We start from the raw sequence: 16,953 nt of genomic DNA, 5'->3' as shown, positions 1-16,953 counted from the left end.
CGGGGCGATCAGGCGGTCCTGCGCACCGACCGGCCCGCGAGCACGTTCGTACGCTTGCCGTCCTCGATCACGAACTGCCCGTCGACGAGGACGTGCGGGATGCCCACTGGCAGCGTCCGCGGCGCCTCGAACGTGGAGCCCGCCGCGACCGTCTGAGGGTCGAACAGGACCAGGTCGGCGCGGTACCCCTCGCGGACCAGGCCGCGGTCCGGCAGGCGCAGGCGGGCGGCCGGGCGCGAGGTGAGGTGCGCGACCGTCTCCTCCAGGGACATGACGCCGAGGTCGCGGGCGTAGTGGCCCAGGTAGTGCGGGAACGTGCCGTACGCGCGCGGGTGCGGCTTGTCGCCCTGGAGGATGCCGTCGCTGCCACCCGTGTGCACGGAGTGCTGCATGATCGCCCGGACGTTGTCCTCGTGGCCGACGTGCTGGAGGATCGTCGAGCCCAGCTTGTCGTCGATGAGGAGCCGGCGGGCGGTGACCCAGGGGGACTCGCCGCGCTCGGTGGCCGACTGGGCGACCGTCTTGCCGACGTAGGAGGCCAGGCCGGGGCCTGAGACGCCCGAGATCTCGATCCTGTCCCACTCGATCGGCACGCCGTGACAGCCGTCCGAGCCGATCTCCTCGACGTGGTGCCGCATCCGCTCGGCGGTCTCGTCGTCCTGGAGGCGGGCGAGGGTGGCGTCGGGGCCGCCCTCGTTGGCCCAACTCGGCAGCATCGCCACGAGAGTTGTGGCGCCCGGCGTGTACGGGTACGTGTCCAGGCTGATGTCGGCGCCGTCCGCGATGGCCCCGTCGAGGAGAGCCAGCAGGTCGACGCCCTTGCCCTTGTTCACGCCGAAGTTCATCGTGGCGTGCGCGAGGTGCAGGGAGCAGCCCGCGGTGCGGGTCAGCTCCACCATCTCCCGGTACGCGTCGAGGGCGCCGGCGCCGTAACTGCGGTGGTGGGGGCAGTAGTAGCCGTCGTAGGCCGCCACGACCCGGCAGAGTTCGGTGAGTTCGGCGTCCTTCGCGTACATGCCCGGGGTGTAGGTGAGGCCTGACGACATGCCGACGGCGCCCTGCTCCATGCCCTCGGCGACGAGCTGCTTCATGCGCTCCAGCTCGGCCGGGGTCGCGTCGCGGTCGTCCCAGCCGACGGCGTACATGCGGACGGTGCCCTGCGGGATGAGGTACGCGGCGTTCACCGCGGTGCCCTGGCGGTCGATGCGGTCGAGGTACTCGCCGACGGTGCGCCAGTCGAAGTCGATGTCCGAACCGTCGCCGTTCCAGCCGGTGATGGCCTGGCGGACCTGGGCGAGGGTGCGGTCGTCGACGGGGGCGTAGGACAGGCCGTCCTGGCCGAGGACTTCGAGGGTGACGCCCTGGGCGGCCTTCGCGCTGTGGTCCGGGTCGCGGAGCACGGCGAGGTCGCTGTGCGCGTGCATGTCGATGAAGCCGGGGGAGAGGGCGAGGCCGTTGGCCTCGATGGTGCGGGGGGCTGTGGGGCGGGGGCCGTCTCCCTCCTTGTGGATCTCGGCGATGCGGCCGGCCTTGACGGATACGTCGGCTCGGTACGAAGCGTTGCCGCTGCCGTCGATGACGCGGGCGTCGCGGATGACCAGGTCCATGGGGGTGCCTCTCTGGGCGGGTGTGCGTGGGTGCGTGGGCGCCTGCGGCGGGCGGATCTCCCCTCCCCGCCCCTTCCCGAAACCGGGGCTCCGCCCCGGACCCCGCGCCTCAAACGCCGGCGGGGCTGGACGGCCTCAATCGCCGGCCGGGCTTGCTAGATCAAGCCCCTGCGGCGATTGAGCAGCGGGGTCCGGGGCGGAGCCCCGGGGTCAGAAGTACGTGCGGATGTAGTCCACGACCGTGCCGTCCGACTCCACCAGGGGGATCAGCTGCCACTTGTCGAAGGACGTGCACGGGTGCGAGAGGCCCATGCCGAGCCAGTCGCCCACCTCGACCCCCGCCCCCGGCTCCGTGCGAACCCACCCGTGCTGGTCGGAGAGGCCCGTGACCGCGACGCCCGTCGCCTCCCGGACCTCGCCCGTCCGCGCGTCCCGGACGACCTGCGCCTCGGGCAGGTCGATGTCGTACGCGGCGTCCCGCTTACCCGCGTTGGTGAAGGCCTGCTGGTCGTTGGGGCGCGAGACGAACTGCGCCCACAGCCGGAACGCCGGTTCCAGCGCGCCCTCTTCCGGGACCCGGTTGAACGGGGTCAGGTGCCGGTAGTGGCCGTCGTCGTGCGATACGTAGGCGCCGGAGCGGAGCAACTTCATGACGGGGAGCGTGAGTTCGGGGATCTCCGCGAAGACGTCCGCCACCGCGTCGAACCACGCGGAGCCACCCGCGCTCACCACGATCTCGTCGAGGCCGAGGCCCGCGAACCGGCCCGCCTTGTCGAACTCCGCCGCGAGCGCCACCAGTCGGCGCAGCCACGCCCGCACCCGCTCGCCGTCGGCGTCCGGCACCTCGCCCTCGTAGCCCGCGACACCCACCAGACGCAGCGCGGAGGAGGCGGCCACCGCGTCCGCGATCGCCGCGCAGTCCGCCTCCGTACGGGCCCCGGTGCGCGCGCCGTCGCCCGCGCCCAGCTCCACGACCACGTCGACCGGGCGGCTCGCGCCGGCCTCGGCCAGCGCCGCCTGCATCAACTCCACGCCCCGCACGGAGTCGACGTAGCAGGTGAAGCGGAAGGAGGGGGCCGCGTCCAGTTCCCCCGAGAGCCACTTCAGTGCCGCCGCGTCGACCAGTTCGTTCGCCAGGAAGATCCGGTCGATGCCGAACTCCCTTGCCACGCGCACCTGGTGCGGCACCGCGAGGGTGATGCCCCACGCGCCGTGCTCGAGCTGCCGGTGGAAGAGCTGCGGTGCCATCGACGTCTTGCCGTGCGGGGCGAAGGCGAGGCCGTGGCGCGCCGAGTACGTCTCCATGAGCGCGAGGTTGTGCTCCAGGCGCTCGGCGGAGAGGGCGAGGACGGGCGTGGTGAAGCCGTCCGTGAAGAGGTTCAGGCGGCGGGCGGCCAGCTCGCCGACCGTCGCGCCGTCCGCCTCGGGGGGCAGCCCCTTGAAGCGGAAGTCCACCCGCTCCCGCGCCAGGTCCTCAAGGCGGGCGGTACGGCGCTCGACGGCAGTGTCGGCGTTCTGGGCGGTCACGGCGCCTCCTCCAGGCAGTCCGTTGCATCATTTGCAACGGTCATTGCGTATGTCGCTTCATGCTGTCTAACATCCGAGCCAACGTCGGGTCAACGAAGCCCGAAGTCCCCTGCCGCGAGGAGTGCGACCCATCGTGACCGCCACCGGACCCGCAGTACCGAACAGCGCACCCGACGCCGTCACCCCCGACGTCGTCGCGCTGGGCGAGTCCATGGTCACGTTCCGGCCCGCCGTGCCGGGGCGGCTCGCCGACGTGCCCTCGTTCGATCGCGGGATCGGCGGCGCCGAGTCCAACGTGGCGTGCGTGCTCGCCGCCGCGGGGCACCGCTCCGCCTGGGTCAGCCGGGTCGGCGCCGACGGGTTCGGCGACCACCTCGTGGAGGCCATCGGCGCGTACGGCGTGGACACCGCGGCCGTACGCCGCGATCCGCACCGGCCCACCGGCATCTACTTCCGCACGGCGGGCGACCGGGCCACCGCCGACCACGAGGTCGCCTACTACCGCGCCGGTTCCGCCGCCTCCGCGATGTCCACCGCCAACCTGGACCTCGACGCGCTGCGCTCCGGCCGGATCCTGCACCTGTCCGGGATCACCGCTGCGCTCTCCGACAGCTGCCTGGACCTGCTGCGCGAGCTGACGGCTCCGCGAGCGGGCCGCCCCCTCGTCTCCTTCGACGTCAACCACCGCCCCGGCCTGTGGTCGGGCCGGTCGGAAGGCCCGGACGTACTCCTGGAACTCGCGCGCCGCGCCGACATCGTGTTCGTCGGCGACGACGAGGCCGAGGACGCCTGGGGCATCACCGGCGGACCCGACGCGATCCGCGAGGCGCTGCCCGAGCCCGCGCTGCTCGTCGTCAAGCGCGGCGCCGACGGCGCGGTCGCGTACGACGCCGACGGCCGCCACGAGGAGCCCTCGCCGCGCGTCGACGTCGTCGCCGCCGTCGGCGCGGGCGACGCCTTCGCCGCCGGGTTCCTCTCCGCCACGCTGCGCGGGCTGCCCGTCGCCGAGCGCCTTCGGCACGGCCACCTCTGGGCCGCCGTCGCCCTCACCGAGCCCGGCGACCTCGCCGCGCCCCCGAGCCGCGCCCGGGCCGACCGCCTCGTCGGCCTCGACGCGGCCTCGTGGGGGACACTGCACGTCGGCCCGGGTTGGGCGGCAGCCGATGCCACCGACGAGCCGGCCGCAGAGGAGGTACGTACGCCATGAGCCAGACCGTCGACCGCGCGCTCAGCATCCTGCCGCTGCTCGCCGAGGGACCCGCCGACCTGGGCCAGGTCGCCGACCGCCTCGACGTGCACAAGTCCACGGCGCTGCGCCTGCTGCGCACCCTCCACGAGCACGGCCTGGTCTACCGCCAGACCGACCAGCGCTACCGCCTCGGCGCCCGCCTCTTCGCGCTCGCCCAGGAAGCCGTCGAGAACCTCGACGTCCGCGAGATCGCCCACGCCCACCTCGTCGAACTCAACGAGAAGGTCGGGCACACCATCCACCTCGCCGTGTACGCGGAGAACGAGGTCCTCTACATCGACAAGGTCGAGAGCCGCTACCCGGTGCGGATGTACTCGCGCGTCGGCAAGCCGGTCGCCATCACCGTGGCCGCCGTCGCCAAGCTGCTGCTCGCCGACCTCTCCGAGGCCGAGCGCCGCGCCCTCGCGGAGAAGCTCGACTACCCCATGTACACGTCCCGTTCCACTCCCAACGCCGCAGCGTTCCTGCGGGAGTTGGAGAAGGTCCGTGAACAGGGCTGGGCCACCGACCTCGGTGGCCACGAGGAGTCCATCAACTGCGTCGGGGCCCCGATCCGCGGCGCGGACGGACGTGTCGTCGCCGCGATGTCGGTCTCCGCGCCGAACGTCGTCGTCACCGCCGAGGAACTCCTCACGCTGCTTCCGCAGGTGCGCCGCACGGCGGAAGCCATCAGCCGGGACTACTCCGGTACCCCGACCAAGTAGCCCCCTCCCAAGTAACCCCCCCTCACAAGGAAGTCAGTTCACATGACCGAGAAGACCGCGCTCACGCCCTCCACGCACACCACCCCGCCGGCGAAGTTCTCGCACGGCGTCAAGAAGGGCAACATCCTTCAGGTCGCGGGCCAGGTCGGCTTCCTGCCGGCCGAGGAGGGCAAGGCCCCGACCCCCGCGGGCCCGACGCTGAAGGAGCAGACGCTCCAGACCTTCGCCAACGTCAAGGCGATCCTCGAAGAGGGCGGCGCGAGCTGGGACGACGTCATGATGATGCGCGTCTACCTGACGGACGTCGACCACTTCGCCGAGATGAACGCCATCTACAACGAGTACTTCGAGGGCGAGGGCCTCAAGGCCCCGGCCTCCGCCCGCACGACCGTCTACGTCGGTCTGCCCAAGGGTCTGCTCATCGAGATCGACGCGCTCGCCGTCCTGAGCTGAACCCCCTGAGCCCGCCCCCGGGCTCCTGCTGATTCGTACGTCGTCACGGTGCGGCGCCGCCCCTCCGGGGGGCCGCCGCACCGCGATCCCTCCTGCCTGGAAGCGCTGGAAACCCCCACTTCCCCCATGTACTTACGAGGTCAACGATGTCCCCGTACGCCACCCTCGCGTCCGCCGCCGCGGACCAGCCGGAGCACACCGGTGGTCTGCTCCTCCTGATACCCGGCACGGCCGGCCTGCTGACCGTTGCCGTCCTCGGCATCGTGCTGCTGCTCTTCCTGATCATCAAGGCCCGCCTTCAGCCCTTCGTCGCCCTCCTGACGGTCTCCATCGCCGTCGGCCTCGCGGCCGGTCTCTCCGTCACCGAACTCTTCGGCACCGTCCAGAAGTCCGAGGTCACCTCCGTCATCGAAGACGGCATGGGCGGCACCCTCGGGCACATCGCGATCATCATCGGCCTGGGCACCATGCTCGGCGCGATCCTCGAAGTCTCCGGCGGCGCCGAGGTGTTGGCGTCCCGCCTGATCCACCTCTTCGGCGAGAAGCGCGCCCCCATCGCGATGGGCCTCACCGGCCTCATCTTCGGCATCCCCGTCTTCTTCGACGTCGGCATCTTCGTGCTCGCGCCGATCGTCTACGCGGCCGCCAAGCGCGGCGGCAAGTCGATCCTGCTGTACTGCCTGCCGCTGCTCGCGGGCCTTTCGATGACCCACGCGTTCCTGCCCCCGCACCCGGGGCCCGTCGCCGCGGCCGGTCTGCTCCACGTCGACCTCGGCTGGGTCATCCTCATGGGCATCGTCTGCGGCATCCCGGCCGTGCTCGCCGCGTGGGCCTGGGCCGCCTGGATCGGCAAGAAGATCTTCGTGCCGGTGCCGCAGGACATGGTCGAGGCCGCCGACGAGGCGAAGGCCGCGCTCGCCGCGGAGCAGCGCAAGGACGGCATCACGCCCCGCGAGGACCCGGTTCCGCTCGGCATCGTCTTCACGATCATCGCCATCCCGCTGGTGCTGATCCTCGCCGCGACCTTCTCCTCGATCGCGATGGACCCCTCCACGGCCCGCTCGGTCATCGAGTTCTTCGGCAACCCGTTCGTGGCGCTCACCCTCGCGCTGTTCGCCGCGTACTACCTGCTCGGCCTGCGCCGCGGCTGGTCCCGCAAGTCCCTGGAGACGGTGTCCACCGCGTCCCTGAAGCCGGTCGCCAACATCCTGCTCGTCGTCGGCGCGGGCGGTGTCTTCGGCGCCGTCCTGCAAGCGAGCGGTATCGCGCAGGCGCTGTCCGACACGTTCAGCAGCATCGGCCTGCCGATCATGGTCCTCGCGTACCTGATCTCGCTGGTGCTGCGCGTCGCGCAGGGTTCGGCGACGGTCGCCATCGTCACCACGGCCGGCATCGTGGGGCCGCTGCTCCAGGCGGGCGACTACTCGCAGCCGTACACGGCCCTCGTCATCATGGCGATCTCTGCGGGCTCCATCTTCGCCTCGCACGTCAACGACGGCGGCTTCTGGATGGTCTCCAAGTACTTCGGCATCACGGAGCGGGACACCCTGCGCACGTGGACCGTCCTGGAGTCGGTCCTGTCGATCGCGGGCTTCGTGGTCGCCCTCGTGATCAGCCTCTTCGTCTAGCGCGCTCCGGCGCACCTGTGCCGCACCCACCCCTGGGGGAGGTGCGGCACAGGCTTGTCCGCCATACTTCCGCCGTGGAGCAGCGTATGGAGAACGAGAAGGTCACGCCCGTCACCGGTGCCGGCTTCGACCCGGCGCACATCCCCGGCCTGACGGCTCCCGCACGGCAGCCGGACGCGGAGGTCACGGATGCCGAAGAGACTCCGGAGGAGGTGACGACGACGCAGCCCGAAGAGGCGGAAGCGGAAACCGAGGACCCGGCGGGTCCCGAAGACGCCGAAGACGCCGACGGCCCCGTCATGGAGGCGAAGGACCGCCGCGGTTCCATCACCGTCGACGCGACCGGCGTCCGCTACACGCTCGACGACCAGGAGGCCGACTTCACCTGGGACGAGATCAGCGCGGTCGAGTTCGGCACGGCGCGCAAGCGCCTCACGGTGACCGTCCACCTGCCCAACAGTCGCTGGTTCCCGAACGACGTCGAGGCCCCCGACAAGGCCCGCCTCGCCGAGTGGACGGACCAGTTGGACAAGGCGCTGGACGCATACTTCGAGGAGTAGTCCGGCCCGCCCTCTTGCCAGCGGCCCAGCTTTACGCACCCTTGATGTTCATGGCGGACACCACGGGTACCCCAGAAGCAGGATCCGGCACCATCCCCGACTCGCACCCCCGCAAGTCCAGCTGGAAATACATCGGCCCCGGCATCGTCGTCGCCGCGACGGGCGTCGGGGCGGGCGATCTCGTCGCCACTCTCATCGCGGGCAGCAACTTCGGCTACACCCTGCTCTGGGCCGCCGTCCTCGGCTGCCTCGTCAAGATCAGCCTCGCGGAGGCGGCGGGCCGCTGGCACCTGGCCACCGGGCGCACCCTCTTCGACGGCTGGGCGAGCCTCGGCAAGTGGACCACGTACTTCTTCGTGATCTACGCGGTGATCTGGGGCTTCGTGTACGGCGCGGCGGCGATGTCGTCGAGCGGGCTGCCGCTGCAGGCGCTGTTCCCCGACGTGTTCCCGGCCGACTGGTCGATCAAGCCGTGGGCGATCCTCTCCGGCGTCGTCGGCCTGGTCTTCGTCTGGCTGAACAAGTACAGCGTCTTCGAGAAGGTCATGACGGTGCTCGTCGGCGTCATGTTCGTCGTCACCGTCTACCTGGCGATCCGCGTCACCCCGAACCTCGGCGCCGCCTTCGCAGGACTGCTCCCGGTCCTGCCCGACGAGAAGGACTCGATCCTCAACACACTCGGCCTGATCGGTGGCGTCGGCGGCACCATCACCCTTGCCGCGTACGGCTATTGGGTCAACGCGAAGGGCTGGACGAACACGTCGTGGATGAAGGTGATGCGCCTCGACAACCGGGTCGCGTACATCACCACCGGCATCTTCGTCGTGGCGATGCTGTTCGTCGGCGCGGAGCTGCTGCACGCGTCCCACACGGCGATCGCCGAGGGCGACAAGGGCCTCGTGGACCTCTCCACGATCCTTGCGGCCCAGTACGGCACGGCGACGGCGAAGATGTTCCTCATCGGCTTCTTCGCGACGTCCTTCACCTCCCTCATCGGCGTCTGGCACGGCGTGAGCCTGATGTTCGCCGACTTCGTCGAGCGCTACCGGCTCTCGCGCGTCGTCACCGGCGAGGAAGTGGCGCGCGGCGACCGCGAGAAGGGCTGGCCGTTCCGGGCGTTCCTGCTGTGGATGACGTTCCCGCCGATCGTCCTGCTCTTCCAGGGCCAGCCGTTCCGCCTGGTCATCATCTACGGGGTGCTTGGCGCGGCCTTCATGCCGTTCCTGGCGCTCACCCTGGTCTGGCTGCTCAACTCCTCGCGTACGCCTGCCAGTTGGCGCAACGGCTGGCTGAGCAACAGCATGCTCACGGTCTCGGGCCTGCTGTTCGTCGTCCTGTGCGTGAAGCAGATCTGGGACCAGCCCTGGTCGGACTTCTTCTGACCCGGCCGGTACGGGAAGGTGGGCAGCGCCACCGGGGGAGCGGCGGCGCTGCCCGTTTTCCACGTCACATGGCGTCGACGTGCGACCCCACGGCCGAGGACCACGCGTTGCCGGACGACGCGTCCCAGTTGGTGGACCAGGTCATCGCGCCGCGCAGGCCCGGGTAGGTCTTCGACGGCTTGAACGAACCGCAGTTCGTGCCCTTGGTGAGGCAGTCGAGGGCGTCGTTCACGACCGACGGCGCGACGTATCCGCTGCCCGCCGCGCTCGACGTGGCGGGCGTGCCGATGCCGACCTGCGAGGGGTCGAGCCCGCCTTCCAACTGGATACAGGCGAGGGCGGTCAGGAAGTCCACGGACCCCTGGCTGTAGACCTTGCCGTCGCACCCGAGCATCGAACCGCTGTTGTAGTACTGCATGTTGACGACGGTGAGGATGTCCTTCACCGCGAGCGCCGTCTTGAAGTACTCGGCCGAGGTCGACTGCATGTCGATGGTCTGCGGCGCCATGGTGAGCACGAACCCGCTGCCGGCCTTCGCCGCCAGCGACTTCAACGCCTGCGACATGTAGGTGGAGTTCAGCCCGTTCTCCAGGTCGATGTCGACCCCGTCGAACCCGTACTCCTGCATGAGCGCGTCCACGGAGTCGGCGAAGTTGGCCGCGGAGGCCGCGTCGCTGACCTGAATGGTGCCCTTCTCGCCGCCGATCGAGATGACCACGGACTTCCCGGCCGCCTGCTTGGCCTTGATGTCGGCCTTGAAGGCGTCCTCTGTGTAGCCGCCGAGGCCCGCCGAGTCGAGCGTGAAGTCGACGGCTCCGGGCTCCGCGGTGGCGTCGGCGAAGGCGACGGCAACGATGTCGTACGCGTCCGGGACGTCGGCGAGTTTCTGCACGGTCGCGCCGTTGTTGAAGTTCTGCCAGTAGCCGGTGACGGCATGCGCGGGAACGGCGGCCGTAGAACTGTCCGCCGTGCTCACGGCATTCGCCGTACTCGTCGTGGCGAGACCGCCCACGGCGAGCGCCGCCGCCGTGAACGCGCCAAGAAGCACGCCGATCCTGGACCGTCTGCGATAGGAATGCGCCATTTCTTCCTCCAAGTGGGGGGAGGTCTCCCGGCACCGAAGTGAGGGAGAAGTGGGGGGAGTTGGGGAAGCAGCTGCTGGCCGTACAAACTGGTCCAGACCATTGGACTTGTCAAGAGTTGGCACCGACGCTTCTTCGCCAACCCGCCACCGATCACCGCCCATCGCCCTGTGAACAGTGCGAAGTGGGGTGTTGCGGGGCGGCCGCGTGGATATGGTGCTCAAGCAGTACCGCAGCACCACCGCAGCACCACCGTGAGGTGCTGCCGCAGGGACGCAGAGCGACGACCGGGGGGTTCACGCGTGCCGACCGCCATAGCCGTGACCGACCCCGACCTGGTCCTCGCCTCACCGGACCGGCACACACCGACCGCCACCGTGCTGCCCGTGGGTGAACCGCAGGAGAAGTACCCGCTCGACCGCGCCCTGACCGACGTCCACACACTGATCGAACAGCACGGGTACGTGATCGTGCTCTGCCCGGAATCGGCTCCGGACGCGACCGTGCACCGGCTGCATTCGATCCGTTCCATGCTGGAAACCGACCGGATCGCGATCCTGCGCCCCGCGCTCCCACCCCTCGGCCTCGCCGTACTCGCGCTGCAATTGCGCCAGTTGTCGATCTGCGACTTCAGTCCCGGCGTACTGGCGTCCTCGGCCCGGCTGCTCGCCCACTACGTCTACTCGGGCGCGGTCGTCGGCTCCGTGGCCAAACTGGACCGGGTCCCGGTCTCCCTCAAGGCACACGCGAAGTCCTGGTCCCCGAACGCCCAGTTCGCGGTGGTGGCCTCACCGCAACCCCAACTCCTGCGCCTGACCGGCTCCGAGACCCCCACGGGCCCCGCCTTCGGAACCCGCATGGTCTACGCCGTCGGCCGGAGCACCCCGGACTGGCTCACCGGCGTCCTCGCCCCGGCCTGGCGGGTGCAGGGGGTGACGCGGACGCGGCTGCCGGCCGAGTCGGCGCGGTGGTGGGCGACGGGCAGGCCGGACAACCCCGGCCGGATCGTGGAGTTCGCGGCGGCCATCCCGAACATCTCCGTGCTCTACCAACTGGTCTCGTCCGTCCGCCGCGAGCAGTGCCACTGGTGCGGCCTCGAACTCATCGGCGACCGCTGCGGGTTCTGCTCCGCGCCGCTGGCCGGTGAGGCGCCACCCGAGGGCGTGGGTACTCAGGCACGCTCGGCACTCGCACCGGCGGCCGGCTCGACCCGCACGGCCCTTCCTGGCGCGTCCCACCACTGACCCGTACGGCCCCCTACTCCCTACCTCCTACCAACGAGGTTGCTCGGTCCATGAATTCACGTCAGCGCCGCGGCGTCATACTCCTGGTCGTCTCGGCCCTGTGCGCCATCGGAGCGTTCGCCGGTGTGCTCGCGGTGATCCGTGACGTGAACTCCAAGGTGGGCGACGAGGTGCCCGCGTACCGGCTGAAGCAGGACGTGTCCCCGTACAAGCAGCTCACGGCGGACCAGTTCGAGAAGGTGGAGATGCCGAAGCGGTGGCTGTCGGACACGGCCGTCACCGACCTCGGCGACCTCCGCGGCAAGATCGCCGTCACGCAGCTGAAGAGGGGCTCCCTCCTCCAGACCGACATGATCGTCGACCGTCCGAAGCTGGAGGCGGGCCAGCAGGAGATCGCCATCATGATCGACGCGGAGACCGGCGTCGCCGGGAAGATCAACCCCGGCTCGAAGGTCAACATCTACGCGACGTTCAAGGCCGAGAACGACAAGGAGAAGGACCAGTCCAAGGTCATCGTGGAGAACGCCGGCGTCATCGACGTCGGCAAGCTCACCCCGATCGACCAGCAGGGCGCCGCGGACAGCGAGAACTCCACCCGTCGCCAGGGCGAGGCGGTCCCCATCACCTTCGCCCTCGGCCCCGCGGACGCGCAGCGCGTCGCCTACGCGGAGTCCTTCGCGACCCACGTCCGCCTGGCGCTTGTCGCCCCGGGCGCCGACGCCACGATCGCCCCGGACGACAAGTCGTACACGCTGGAGGGGGACAAGTGAGGCCCACTCGCGCCCCACGCCTCGGGGCTCCGCCCCGGACCCCGCGGGCTCTCGTCCAAAAGCGGGGCTTGATAAATCAAGCCCCGCCGGCACATCAAGCCCCTGCGGCGATTGAGCAGCGGGGTCCGGGGCGGAGCCCCGCGACCGCAACGCCGGTTCGGCATTATCAAGCCCCACCCTCGGACGAGAGCCCGCGGGGTCCGGGGCGGAGCCCCGTGACCGCAACCACGGTGCCGTGGAATGGAGCGTCCCGCCGATGACCATCCGCATACTCCCGGCCACCGCCGACCCCGAAACCACCCGCGCCCTGGGCACCCTCCTCTCCCAACTCCCGGACGCCGAACCCGCCCCACCCACCCCCGACGCCACCGCCCTCCTCGACACCTTGGCCGCGCTCGCCGCCGAATCCCTGGACGAGCTCCCGGAAGTCGTCCTCGTCCACGACCGCATCGGCCCCGTCCCCGCCCTCGACCTCATCCGCGACCTCGTCCTCCGCTTCCCGGCGGTGGGCGTCGTCCTGCTCACCGGAGACACCAGCCCCGCCCTCCTCACCGCCGCGATGGACAGCGGCGCGCGCGGCATCGTCGCGTTCCCCCTCGGCTACGACGCCCTCGCGGAACGCGTACACGCTGCCGCCGCCTGGTCGGCCGGCATGCGCCGCCACCTCGCGGGCGGCACCGGAACGGAACTCGTCCCGGCGGGCGGCGGCGGCCGCGTCATCGCCGTGGCGGGCGCGAAGGGCGGTGTGGGCACGACCGTCACAGCCGTCCAACTAGCCCTCGCCGCCCGCGCGTCCGGCCGCACCGCCGCCCTCCTGGACCTGGACCTCCAGTCCGGCGACGTGGCCTCCTACCTCGACGTCCAGTTCCGCCGCTCCGTCGCCGACCTCGCCGCGATCCGCGACATCACGCCCCGCGTCCTCCAGGACGCCGCCTTCGCCCACGAGTCCGGCGTCGACCTCCTCCTGGCCCCCGCCGACGGCGAACGCGGCGAGGACGTCACGGACCGAGTCGCCCGCCAGGTGATCCACGCCCTGCGCGCCCGCTACGACGTGGTGATCATCGACTGCGGTACGCAGATGGGCGCCGCGAACACCACGGCCATCGAACTCGCCGACCAGGCGGCCCTTCTGGTCACCCCGGACGTCGTGGCGGTACGAGCGGCGAAACGCATGGTCCGCCTCTGGGACCGCCTCCAGATCCGCAAGGCGGAGGAAACCCTCACCGTCGTGAACCGGCACGCCCGCTCGTCGGAGATCCAGCCGACGCTGGTGGAACGCGTCACCGGCACGAAGACGGCCCGCACCTCCATCCCGGCCGCGTACAAGGAACTCCAAGCAGCGGTCGACGCGGGCCGCATGCAGGACCTCGACAACCGCTCCACGGTCAAGCAGGCGATGTGGGCACTGGCCGCGGAACTCGACCTCGTGGCCACACCCACGCCTGCCACGTCCGGCCGCCGGGCCCGCCGCCGCGGCTCCGACAAGGGCGCGGTGACCCTCGAGTTCGCGGCAATGTTCCCGCTGGTCCTCGTCGTCCTCGCCCTGATGTGGCAGTGCGTCCTGTACGGCTACACGTACTCCCTGGCCGGGAACGCGGCGGACGAGGCGGCGCGCGCGGCGACTTCCGCTGCCGCGGGGGCCGGGGACATGGCGGGCGCCTGCGGCGCGGCCGGCCGCAAGAACCTGCCATCGGCATGGCAGGACGCGGACATCACCTGCGCCGACGACGGCACGGTCACCCACGCCACGGTCAACGTGGACGTCCCCCTCTTCTTCCCCGGCGTGAACCCCGGCTGGTCGGTAAAGGGCGAGGCCGGCGCGGCAACGGAGGCCGCCCAGTGACGTGGTTGACGCCCCGGGGCTCCGCCCCGGACCCCGCTGCTCAATCGCCGCAGGGGCTTGATTTTGTCCAGTCGGGCTTGAATGTGCCGATTGGGCAAAATCAAACGGTTCGGCAATATAAAGCCCCGCCGGCGATTGAGGCGCGGGGTCCGGGGCGGAGCCCCGAGGCGTCAACCCCGGGGCGGCGGAAACCGGCGGGTGACCGCGGAGTGTCCATGTTGGAGTTCGCCGGCTTCCTCCCCTTCCTCCTGGTCATAGGAATGGCCGCAATCCAACTCGGCCTCGTCGGCTACGCCGCGAACCAGGCCGGCTCCGCCGCCCGCGCCGCGGCAAGAGCCGAATCCCTCGCCCCCGGCACCGCCCAAACCGCCGCAGCCGCCTCCACCAGCTCCTGGCTGAACCCCAAGGCGGAAGGCGCCCCCGGCGAGGACACGGTGACGTACACGGTCACCGTCCACGTACCGCCGGTCATCCCCCTGTTCGGCGACGGATGGTACGTCCACCGCACGGCCACCATGCCGAACGACCGCACAAACGCAGGAAGTTGAGGTGACGCGGAGATGAGCCTACGTTCCCGCGTGATCGCCACCCACGACCCGGCCGGAGGCCCCGGCACCACCACCCCCGCCGACCGCGACGAGGGCCTGATCGCCGTCTACCGCACCAAGCTCCTCGAGGAGATCGACCTCGCGGAGATGTCGTCCCTCCAGGCCGCCGAACGCCGCGTCCGCCTGGAGCGCGTACTCGGCCACATCATCAGCCGCGAGGGCCCCGTCCTCTCCTCGACGGAACGCACCCAGCTGATCCGCCGCGTCGTCGACGAGGCTCTCGGTCTCGGCATCCTCGAACCGCTCCTCGCGGACGCCTCGATCACCGAGATCATGGTGAACGGCCCGGACTCGATCTTCGTAGAGCGAGCGGGCCGCGTAGAGCAACTCCCCATGCGCTTCGCATCATCCGAGCAGCTCATGCAGACGATCGAACGCATCGTGTCGACCGTCAACCGCCGCGTCGACGAGTCGAACCCCATGGTCGACGCCCGCCTCCCCACCGGCGAACGCGTCAACGTGATCATCCCGCCGCTCTCGCTCACCGGCGCCACACTCACCATCCGCCGCTTCCCGCGCGCGTACAGCCTGGGCGAACTCCTCGAACTCGGCTCGCTCGACGAGCACATGCTGATGTTCCTCGCCGCCTGCGTCCGCGCCCGCTTCAACATCATCGTGAGCGGCGGCACGGGCTCCGGCAAAACCACCCTCCTGAACGCCCTCTCGGCGCTCATCCCTGCCCACGAACGCATCATCACCATCGAGGACTCGGCGGAACTCCAACTCCAGCAGGACCACGTGATCCGTCTCGAATCCCGGCCCTCCAACGTCGAGGGCAAGGGCCAAATCACCATTCGCGACCTCGTCCGCAACAGCCTGCGCATGCGCCCCGACCGCATCATCGTCGGCGAGGTCCGCGGCGGCGAGACCCTCGACATGCTCCAGGCGATGTCGACCGGCCACGACGGCTCGCTGGCCACGGTCCACGCGAACACGGCGGAGGACGCCCTCACCCGCCTCCAGACCCTCGGCTCGATGTCGGAGGTCGACATCCCGTTCGAGGCGCTGCGCGACCAGATCAACTCGGCGGTGGACGTCCTCGTCCAGCTCACCCGCGCCGCCGACGGCTCCCGCCGCGTCACGGAGATCGCGCTCCTCATCTCCCACGGCCGCGAACAGTTCAGGATCGCGACCGCGACCCGCTTCGTCGCGCAGCCCTACGTCTCCGGGGCCACGGACGAGGAGATCCGCCGCGTCCGCGGCTACTACGAGCACCTCCCGCTGCCCCGCCTCCTCGCCGACCGGCTGTACGTGGCGGGGGAGGCGGTGCCACCGGCGTTCGGTGTCGTCGAGTCGGTGGACGAACGCAACACGAGGGAGGCGACGGGATGACCACCCCCACCACCCCTGTCCTGCTGGCCCTGGCCGCCACGGTCCTCGCCTGCGTCGTCGCGATCGCGGGCGTCCACGTCCTGGCCTCGGGCCGGGCCCGCCGCCAGGACCTGGCCGACCGCCTGGACGCATACTCGGCGGGCGGCGACCCGGCCGCCGGCGCGGGCGGCGGCCGGGCCCGCCGCTTCACCGCCATCGACCGCCGCCTGCGCCGCACCCGCCTCGGCCGCTCGGTGCACCTGCGCCTGTCGGCGACGGGCCTGGCCGTGACAGCGGGCGAGTTCACGGTCTACGTGGCCGTGGTCGCGGTGGCCCTGTGGCTGCTGGCGGCGTCGACCCTGGCCCCGTTCTTCGGCCCGATCGCGGCCCTGGTCGCCATCTACAGCGCACTCATCTTCCTCAACTGGCAACGCCAGAAACGCATCGAGGCGTTCATCAACCAACTCCCGGACGTAGCCCGCCTCCTGGCGAACGCGACGGCCGCGGGCCTCGCCCTGCGCACATCGCTGGCGATGGCGGCAGAGGAGTTGGAGGCCCCCGCAGGCGAGGAACTCTCCCGCGTCGCCGACCAGTTGGCACTCGGCCGCTCGGTGGACGACGCCCTGGACGAACTGGCGACCCGCCTGCCCTCCCGCGAACTGATCGTCCTCGTAACAACTCTCGTCCTGTCCAACAAGGCAGGCGGCACGGTCGTCTCCTCCCTCCGCAACCTCACAAAGACTCTGGAGGACCGGAAGGAAACCCGCCGCGAGATCCGCACGATGCTCTCCGAGGTCAACGCGACGGCCTTCACCGTCCCGCTCCTCGGCCTCGGCTCCCTCCTCCTGATCAACTCCTCGAACGACGGAGCACTCGCGCGCGTGACGGAATCGGGAGTGGGCCGCACGTTGATCCTGATCTCACTGGCCCTCTACGGCATCGGCTTCTTCGTGATCCGCCGCCTCGGCCGAATCGAGGTGTGAGG

At 70.5% G+C, this 16,953-nt stretch carries 15 protein-coding genes; 12 read left to right on the top strand and 3 right to left on the bottom strand.

All coding sequences use genetic code 11. From position 1 onward, the window contains the following. Positions 1–8: 8 nt before the first annotated feature. Together ACWD2L_RS14470 and ACWD2L_RS14465 are read right to left on the bottom strand one after the other, a co-directional pair. On the bottom strand, positions 9–1,607 hold the full coding sequence (locus ACWD2L_RS14470; protein ID WP_351340757.1) for an N-acyl-D-amino-acid deacylase family protein: 1,599 nt from the start codon (positions 1,605–1,607) through the stop codon (positions 9–11). A 210-nt stretch (positions 1,608–1,817) separates the two neighbouring features. Continuing rightward, the gene (locus ACWD2L_RS14465; protein WP_451189671.1) at positions 1,818–3,134 is read right to left on the bottom strand and encodes an alanine racemase; all 1,317 of its coding nucleotides are present in this window, start codon (positions 3,132–3,134) and stop codon (positions 1,818–1,820) included. Between the two features lie 133 nt (positions 3,135–3,267). On the opposite strand from ACWD2L_RS14465, the gene ACWD2L_RS14460 reads away from it, so the two are divergent. The 6 genes from ACWD2L_RS14460 (at position 3,268) to ACWD2L_RS14435 (ending at position 9,110) form a co-directional block, all read left to right on the top strand. Further along, positions 3,268–4,341, top strand: coding sequence for a sugar kinase (locus ACWD2L_RS14460; protein WP_351340759.1), 1,074 nt, complete (start codon positions 3,268–3,270; stop codon positions 4,339–4,341). Continuing rightward, positions 4,338–5,087, top strand: coding sequence for an IclR family transcriptional regulator (locus ACWD2L_RS14455; RefSeq protein WP_351340761.1), 750 nt, complete (start codon positions 4,338–4,340; stop codon positions 5,085–5,087). Before ACWD2L_RS14460 ends, ACWD2L_RS14455 begins: the two co-directional genes overlap by 4 nt. A 42-nt stretch (positions 5,088–5,129) precedes the next feature. Next, entirely contained in the window at positions 5,130–5,540 is a 411-nt protein-coding gene (locus ACWD2L_RS14450; protein ID WP_351340763.1) for a RidA family protein, read from the top strand. 146 nt (positions 5,541–5,686) lie between these two features. Beyond that, the gene (locus ACWD2L_RS14445; protein WP_351340766.1) at positions 5,687–7,168 is read left to right on the top strand and encodes a GntP family permease; all 1,482 of its coding nucleotides are present in this window, start codon (positions 5,687–5,689) and stop codon (positions 7,166–7,168) included. A gap of 74 nt (positions 7,169–7,242) precedes the next feature. Continuing rightward, a complete protein-coding gene (locus ACWD2L_RS14440; RefSeq protein WP_351340768.1) occupies positions 7,243–7,728 on the top strand; it encodes a hypothetical protein in 486 nt (161 codons plus the stop codon). Positions 7,729–7,778: 50 nt separating this feature from the next. Beyond that, complete coding sequence (locus ACWD2L_RS14435; protein ID WP_351340771.1) at positions 7,779–9,110, top strand: Nramp family divalent metal transporter; 1,332 nt, start codon at positions 7,779–7,781, stop codon at positions 9,108–9,110. Between the two features lie 64 nt (positions 9,111–9,174). Here ACWD2L_RS14435 and ACWD2L_RS14430 read toward each other — a convergent pair whose 3' ends face one another. Continuing rightward, complete coding sequence (locus ACWD2L_RS14430) at positions 9,175–10,194, bottom strand: chitinase (protein ID WP_351340774.1); 1,020 nt, start codon at positions 10,192–10,194, stop codon at positions 9,175–9,177. A gap of 300 nt (positions 10,195–10,494) precedes the next feature. Between ACWD2L_RS14430 and ACWD2L_RS14425 the strand changes: the two genes are divergently transcribed. The 6 genes from ACWD2L_RS14425 to ACWD2L_RS14400 all read left to right on the top strand — a co-directional run bounded on the left by ACWD2L_RS14425 (position 10,495) and on the right by ACWD2L_RS14400 (position 16,951). Next, positions 10,495–11,436: a hypothetical protein gene (locus ACWD2L_RS14425; protein ID WP_351340776.1), complete on the top strand. Its 942-nt coding sequence runs from the start codon at positions 10,495–10,497 to the stop codon at positions 11,434–11,436. Between the two features lie 50 nt (positions 11,437–11,486). Beyond that, the gene (cpaB, locus tag ACWD2L_RS14420; RefSeq protein ID WP_351340778.1) at positions 11,487–12,206 is read left to right on the top strand and encodes a Flp pilus assembly protein CpaB; all 720 of its coding nucleotides are present in this window, start codon (positions 11,487–11,489) and stop codon (positions 12,204–12,206) included. Positions 12,207–12,462: 256 nt separating this feature from the next. Continuing rightward, positions 12,463–14,049: an AAA family ATPase gene (locus tag ACWD2L_RS14415; protein ID WP_351340780.1), complete on the top strand. Its 1,587-nt coding sequence runs from the start codon at positions 12,463–12,465 to the stop codon at positions 14,047–14,049. 215 nt (positions 14,050–14,264) lie between these two features. Further along, a complete protein-coding gene (locus ACWD2L_RS14410) occupies positions 14,265–14,597 on the top strand; it encodes a TadE/TadG family type IV pilus assembly protein (protein ID WP_351340782.1) in 333 nt (110 codons plus the stop codon). A 12-nt stretch (positions 14,598–14,609) separates the two neighbouring features. Beyond that, on the top strand, positions 14,610–15,989 hold the full coding sequence (locus ACWD2L_RS14405) for a CpaF family protein (protein ID WP_351340785.1): 1,380 nt from the start codon (positions 14,610–14,612) through the stop codon (positions 15,987–15,989). After that, positions 15,986–16,951 carry a type II secretion system F family protein gene (locus tag ACWD2L_RS14400; protein WP_351340787.1) on the top strand — a complete coding sequence of 322 codons (966 nt, stop codon included), beginning with the start codon at positions 15,986–15,988 and terminating at the stop codon, positions 16,949–16,951. Before ACWD2L_RS14405 ends, ACWD2L_RS14400 begins: the two co-directional genes overlap by 4 nt. The last annotated feature ends 2 nt before the right edge of the window (positions 16,952–16,953 follow it).

The sequence above is a fragment of the Streptomyces sp. NPDC002754 genome, assembly GCF_053592315.1.
This window is presented reverse-complemented; position numbering and strand designations above follow the sequence as displayed.

Coding starts and splice junctions, on each gene's coding strand:
- ACWD2L_RS14410 (WP_351340782.1), top strand. CDS start 14,265: ATGTTGGAGTTCGCCGGCTTCCTCCCCTTCCTCCTGGTCATAGGAATG.
- ACWD2L_RS14450 (WP_351340763.1), top strand. CDS start 5,130: ATGACCGAGAAGACCGCGCTCACGCCCTCCACGCACACCACCCCGCCG.
- cpaB (WP_351340778.1), top strand. CDS start 11,487: ATGAATTCACGTCAGCGCCGCGGCGTCATACTCCTGGTCGTCTCGGCC.
- ACWD2L_RS14445 (WP_351340766.1), top strand. CDS start 5,687: ATGTCCCCGTACGCCACCCTCGCGTCCGCCGCCGCGGACCAGCCGGAG.
- ACWD2L_RS14470 (WP_351340757.1), bottom strand. CDS start 1,607: ATGGACCTGGTCATCCGCGACGCCCGCGTCATCGACGGCAGCGGCAAC.
- ACWD2L_RS14435 (WP_351340771.1), top strand. CDS start 7,779: ATGGCGGACACCACGGGTACCCCAGAAGCAGGATCCGGCACCATCCCC.
- ACWD2L_RS14400 (WP_351340787.1), top strand. CDS start 15,986: ATGACCACCCCCACCACCCCTGTCCTGCTGGCCCTGGCCGCCACGGTC.
- ACWD2L_RS14415 (WP_351340780.1), top strand. CDS start 12,463: ATGACCATCCGCATACTCCCGGCCACCGCCGACCCCGAAACCACCCGC.
- ACWD2L_RS14455 (WP_351340761.1), top strand. CDS start 4,338: ATGAGCCAGACCGTCGACCGCGCGCTCAGCATCCTGCCGCTGCTCGCC.
- ACWD2L_RS14405 (WP_351340785.1), top strand. CDS start 14,610: ATGAGCCTACGTTCCCGCGTGATCGCCACCCACGACCCGGCCGGAGGC.
- ACWD2L_RS14430 (WP_351340774.1), bottom strand. CDS start 10,194: ATGGCGCATTCCTATCGCAGACGGTCCAGGATCGGCGTGCTTCTTGGC.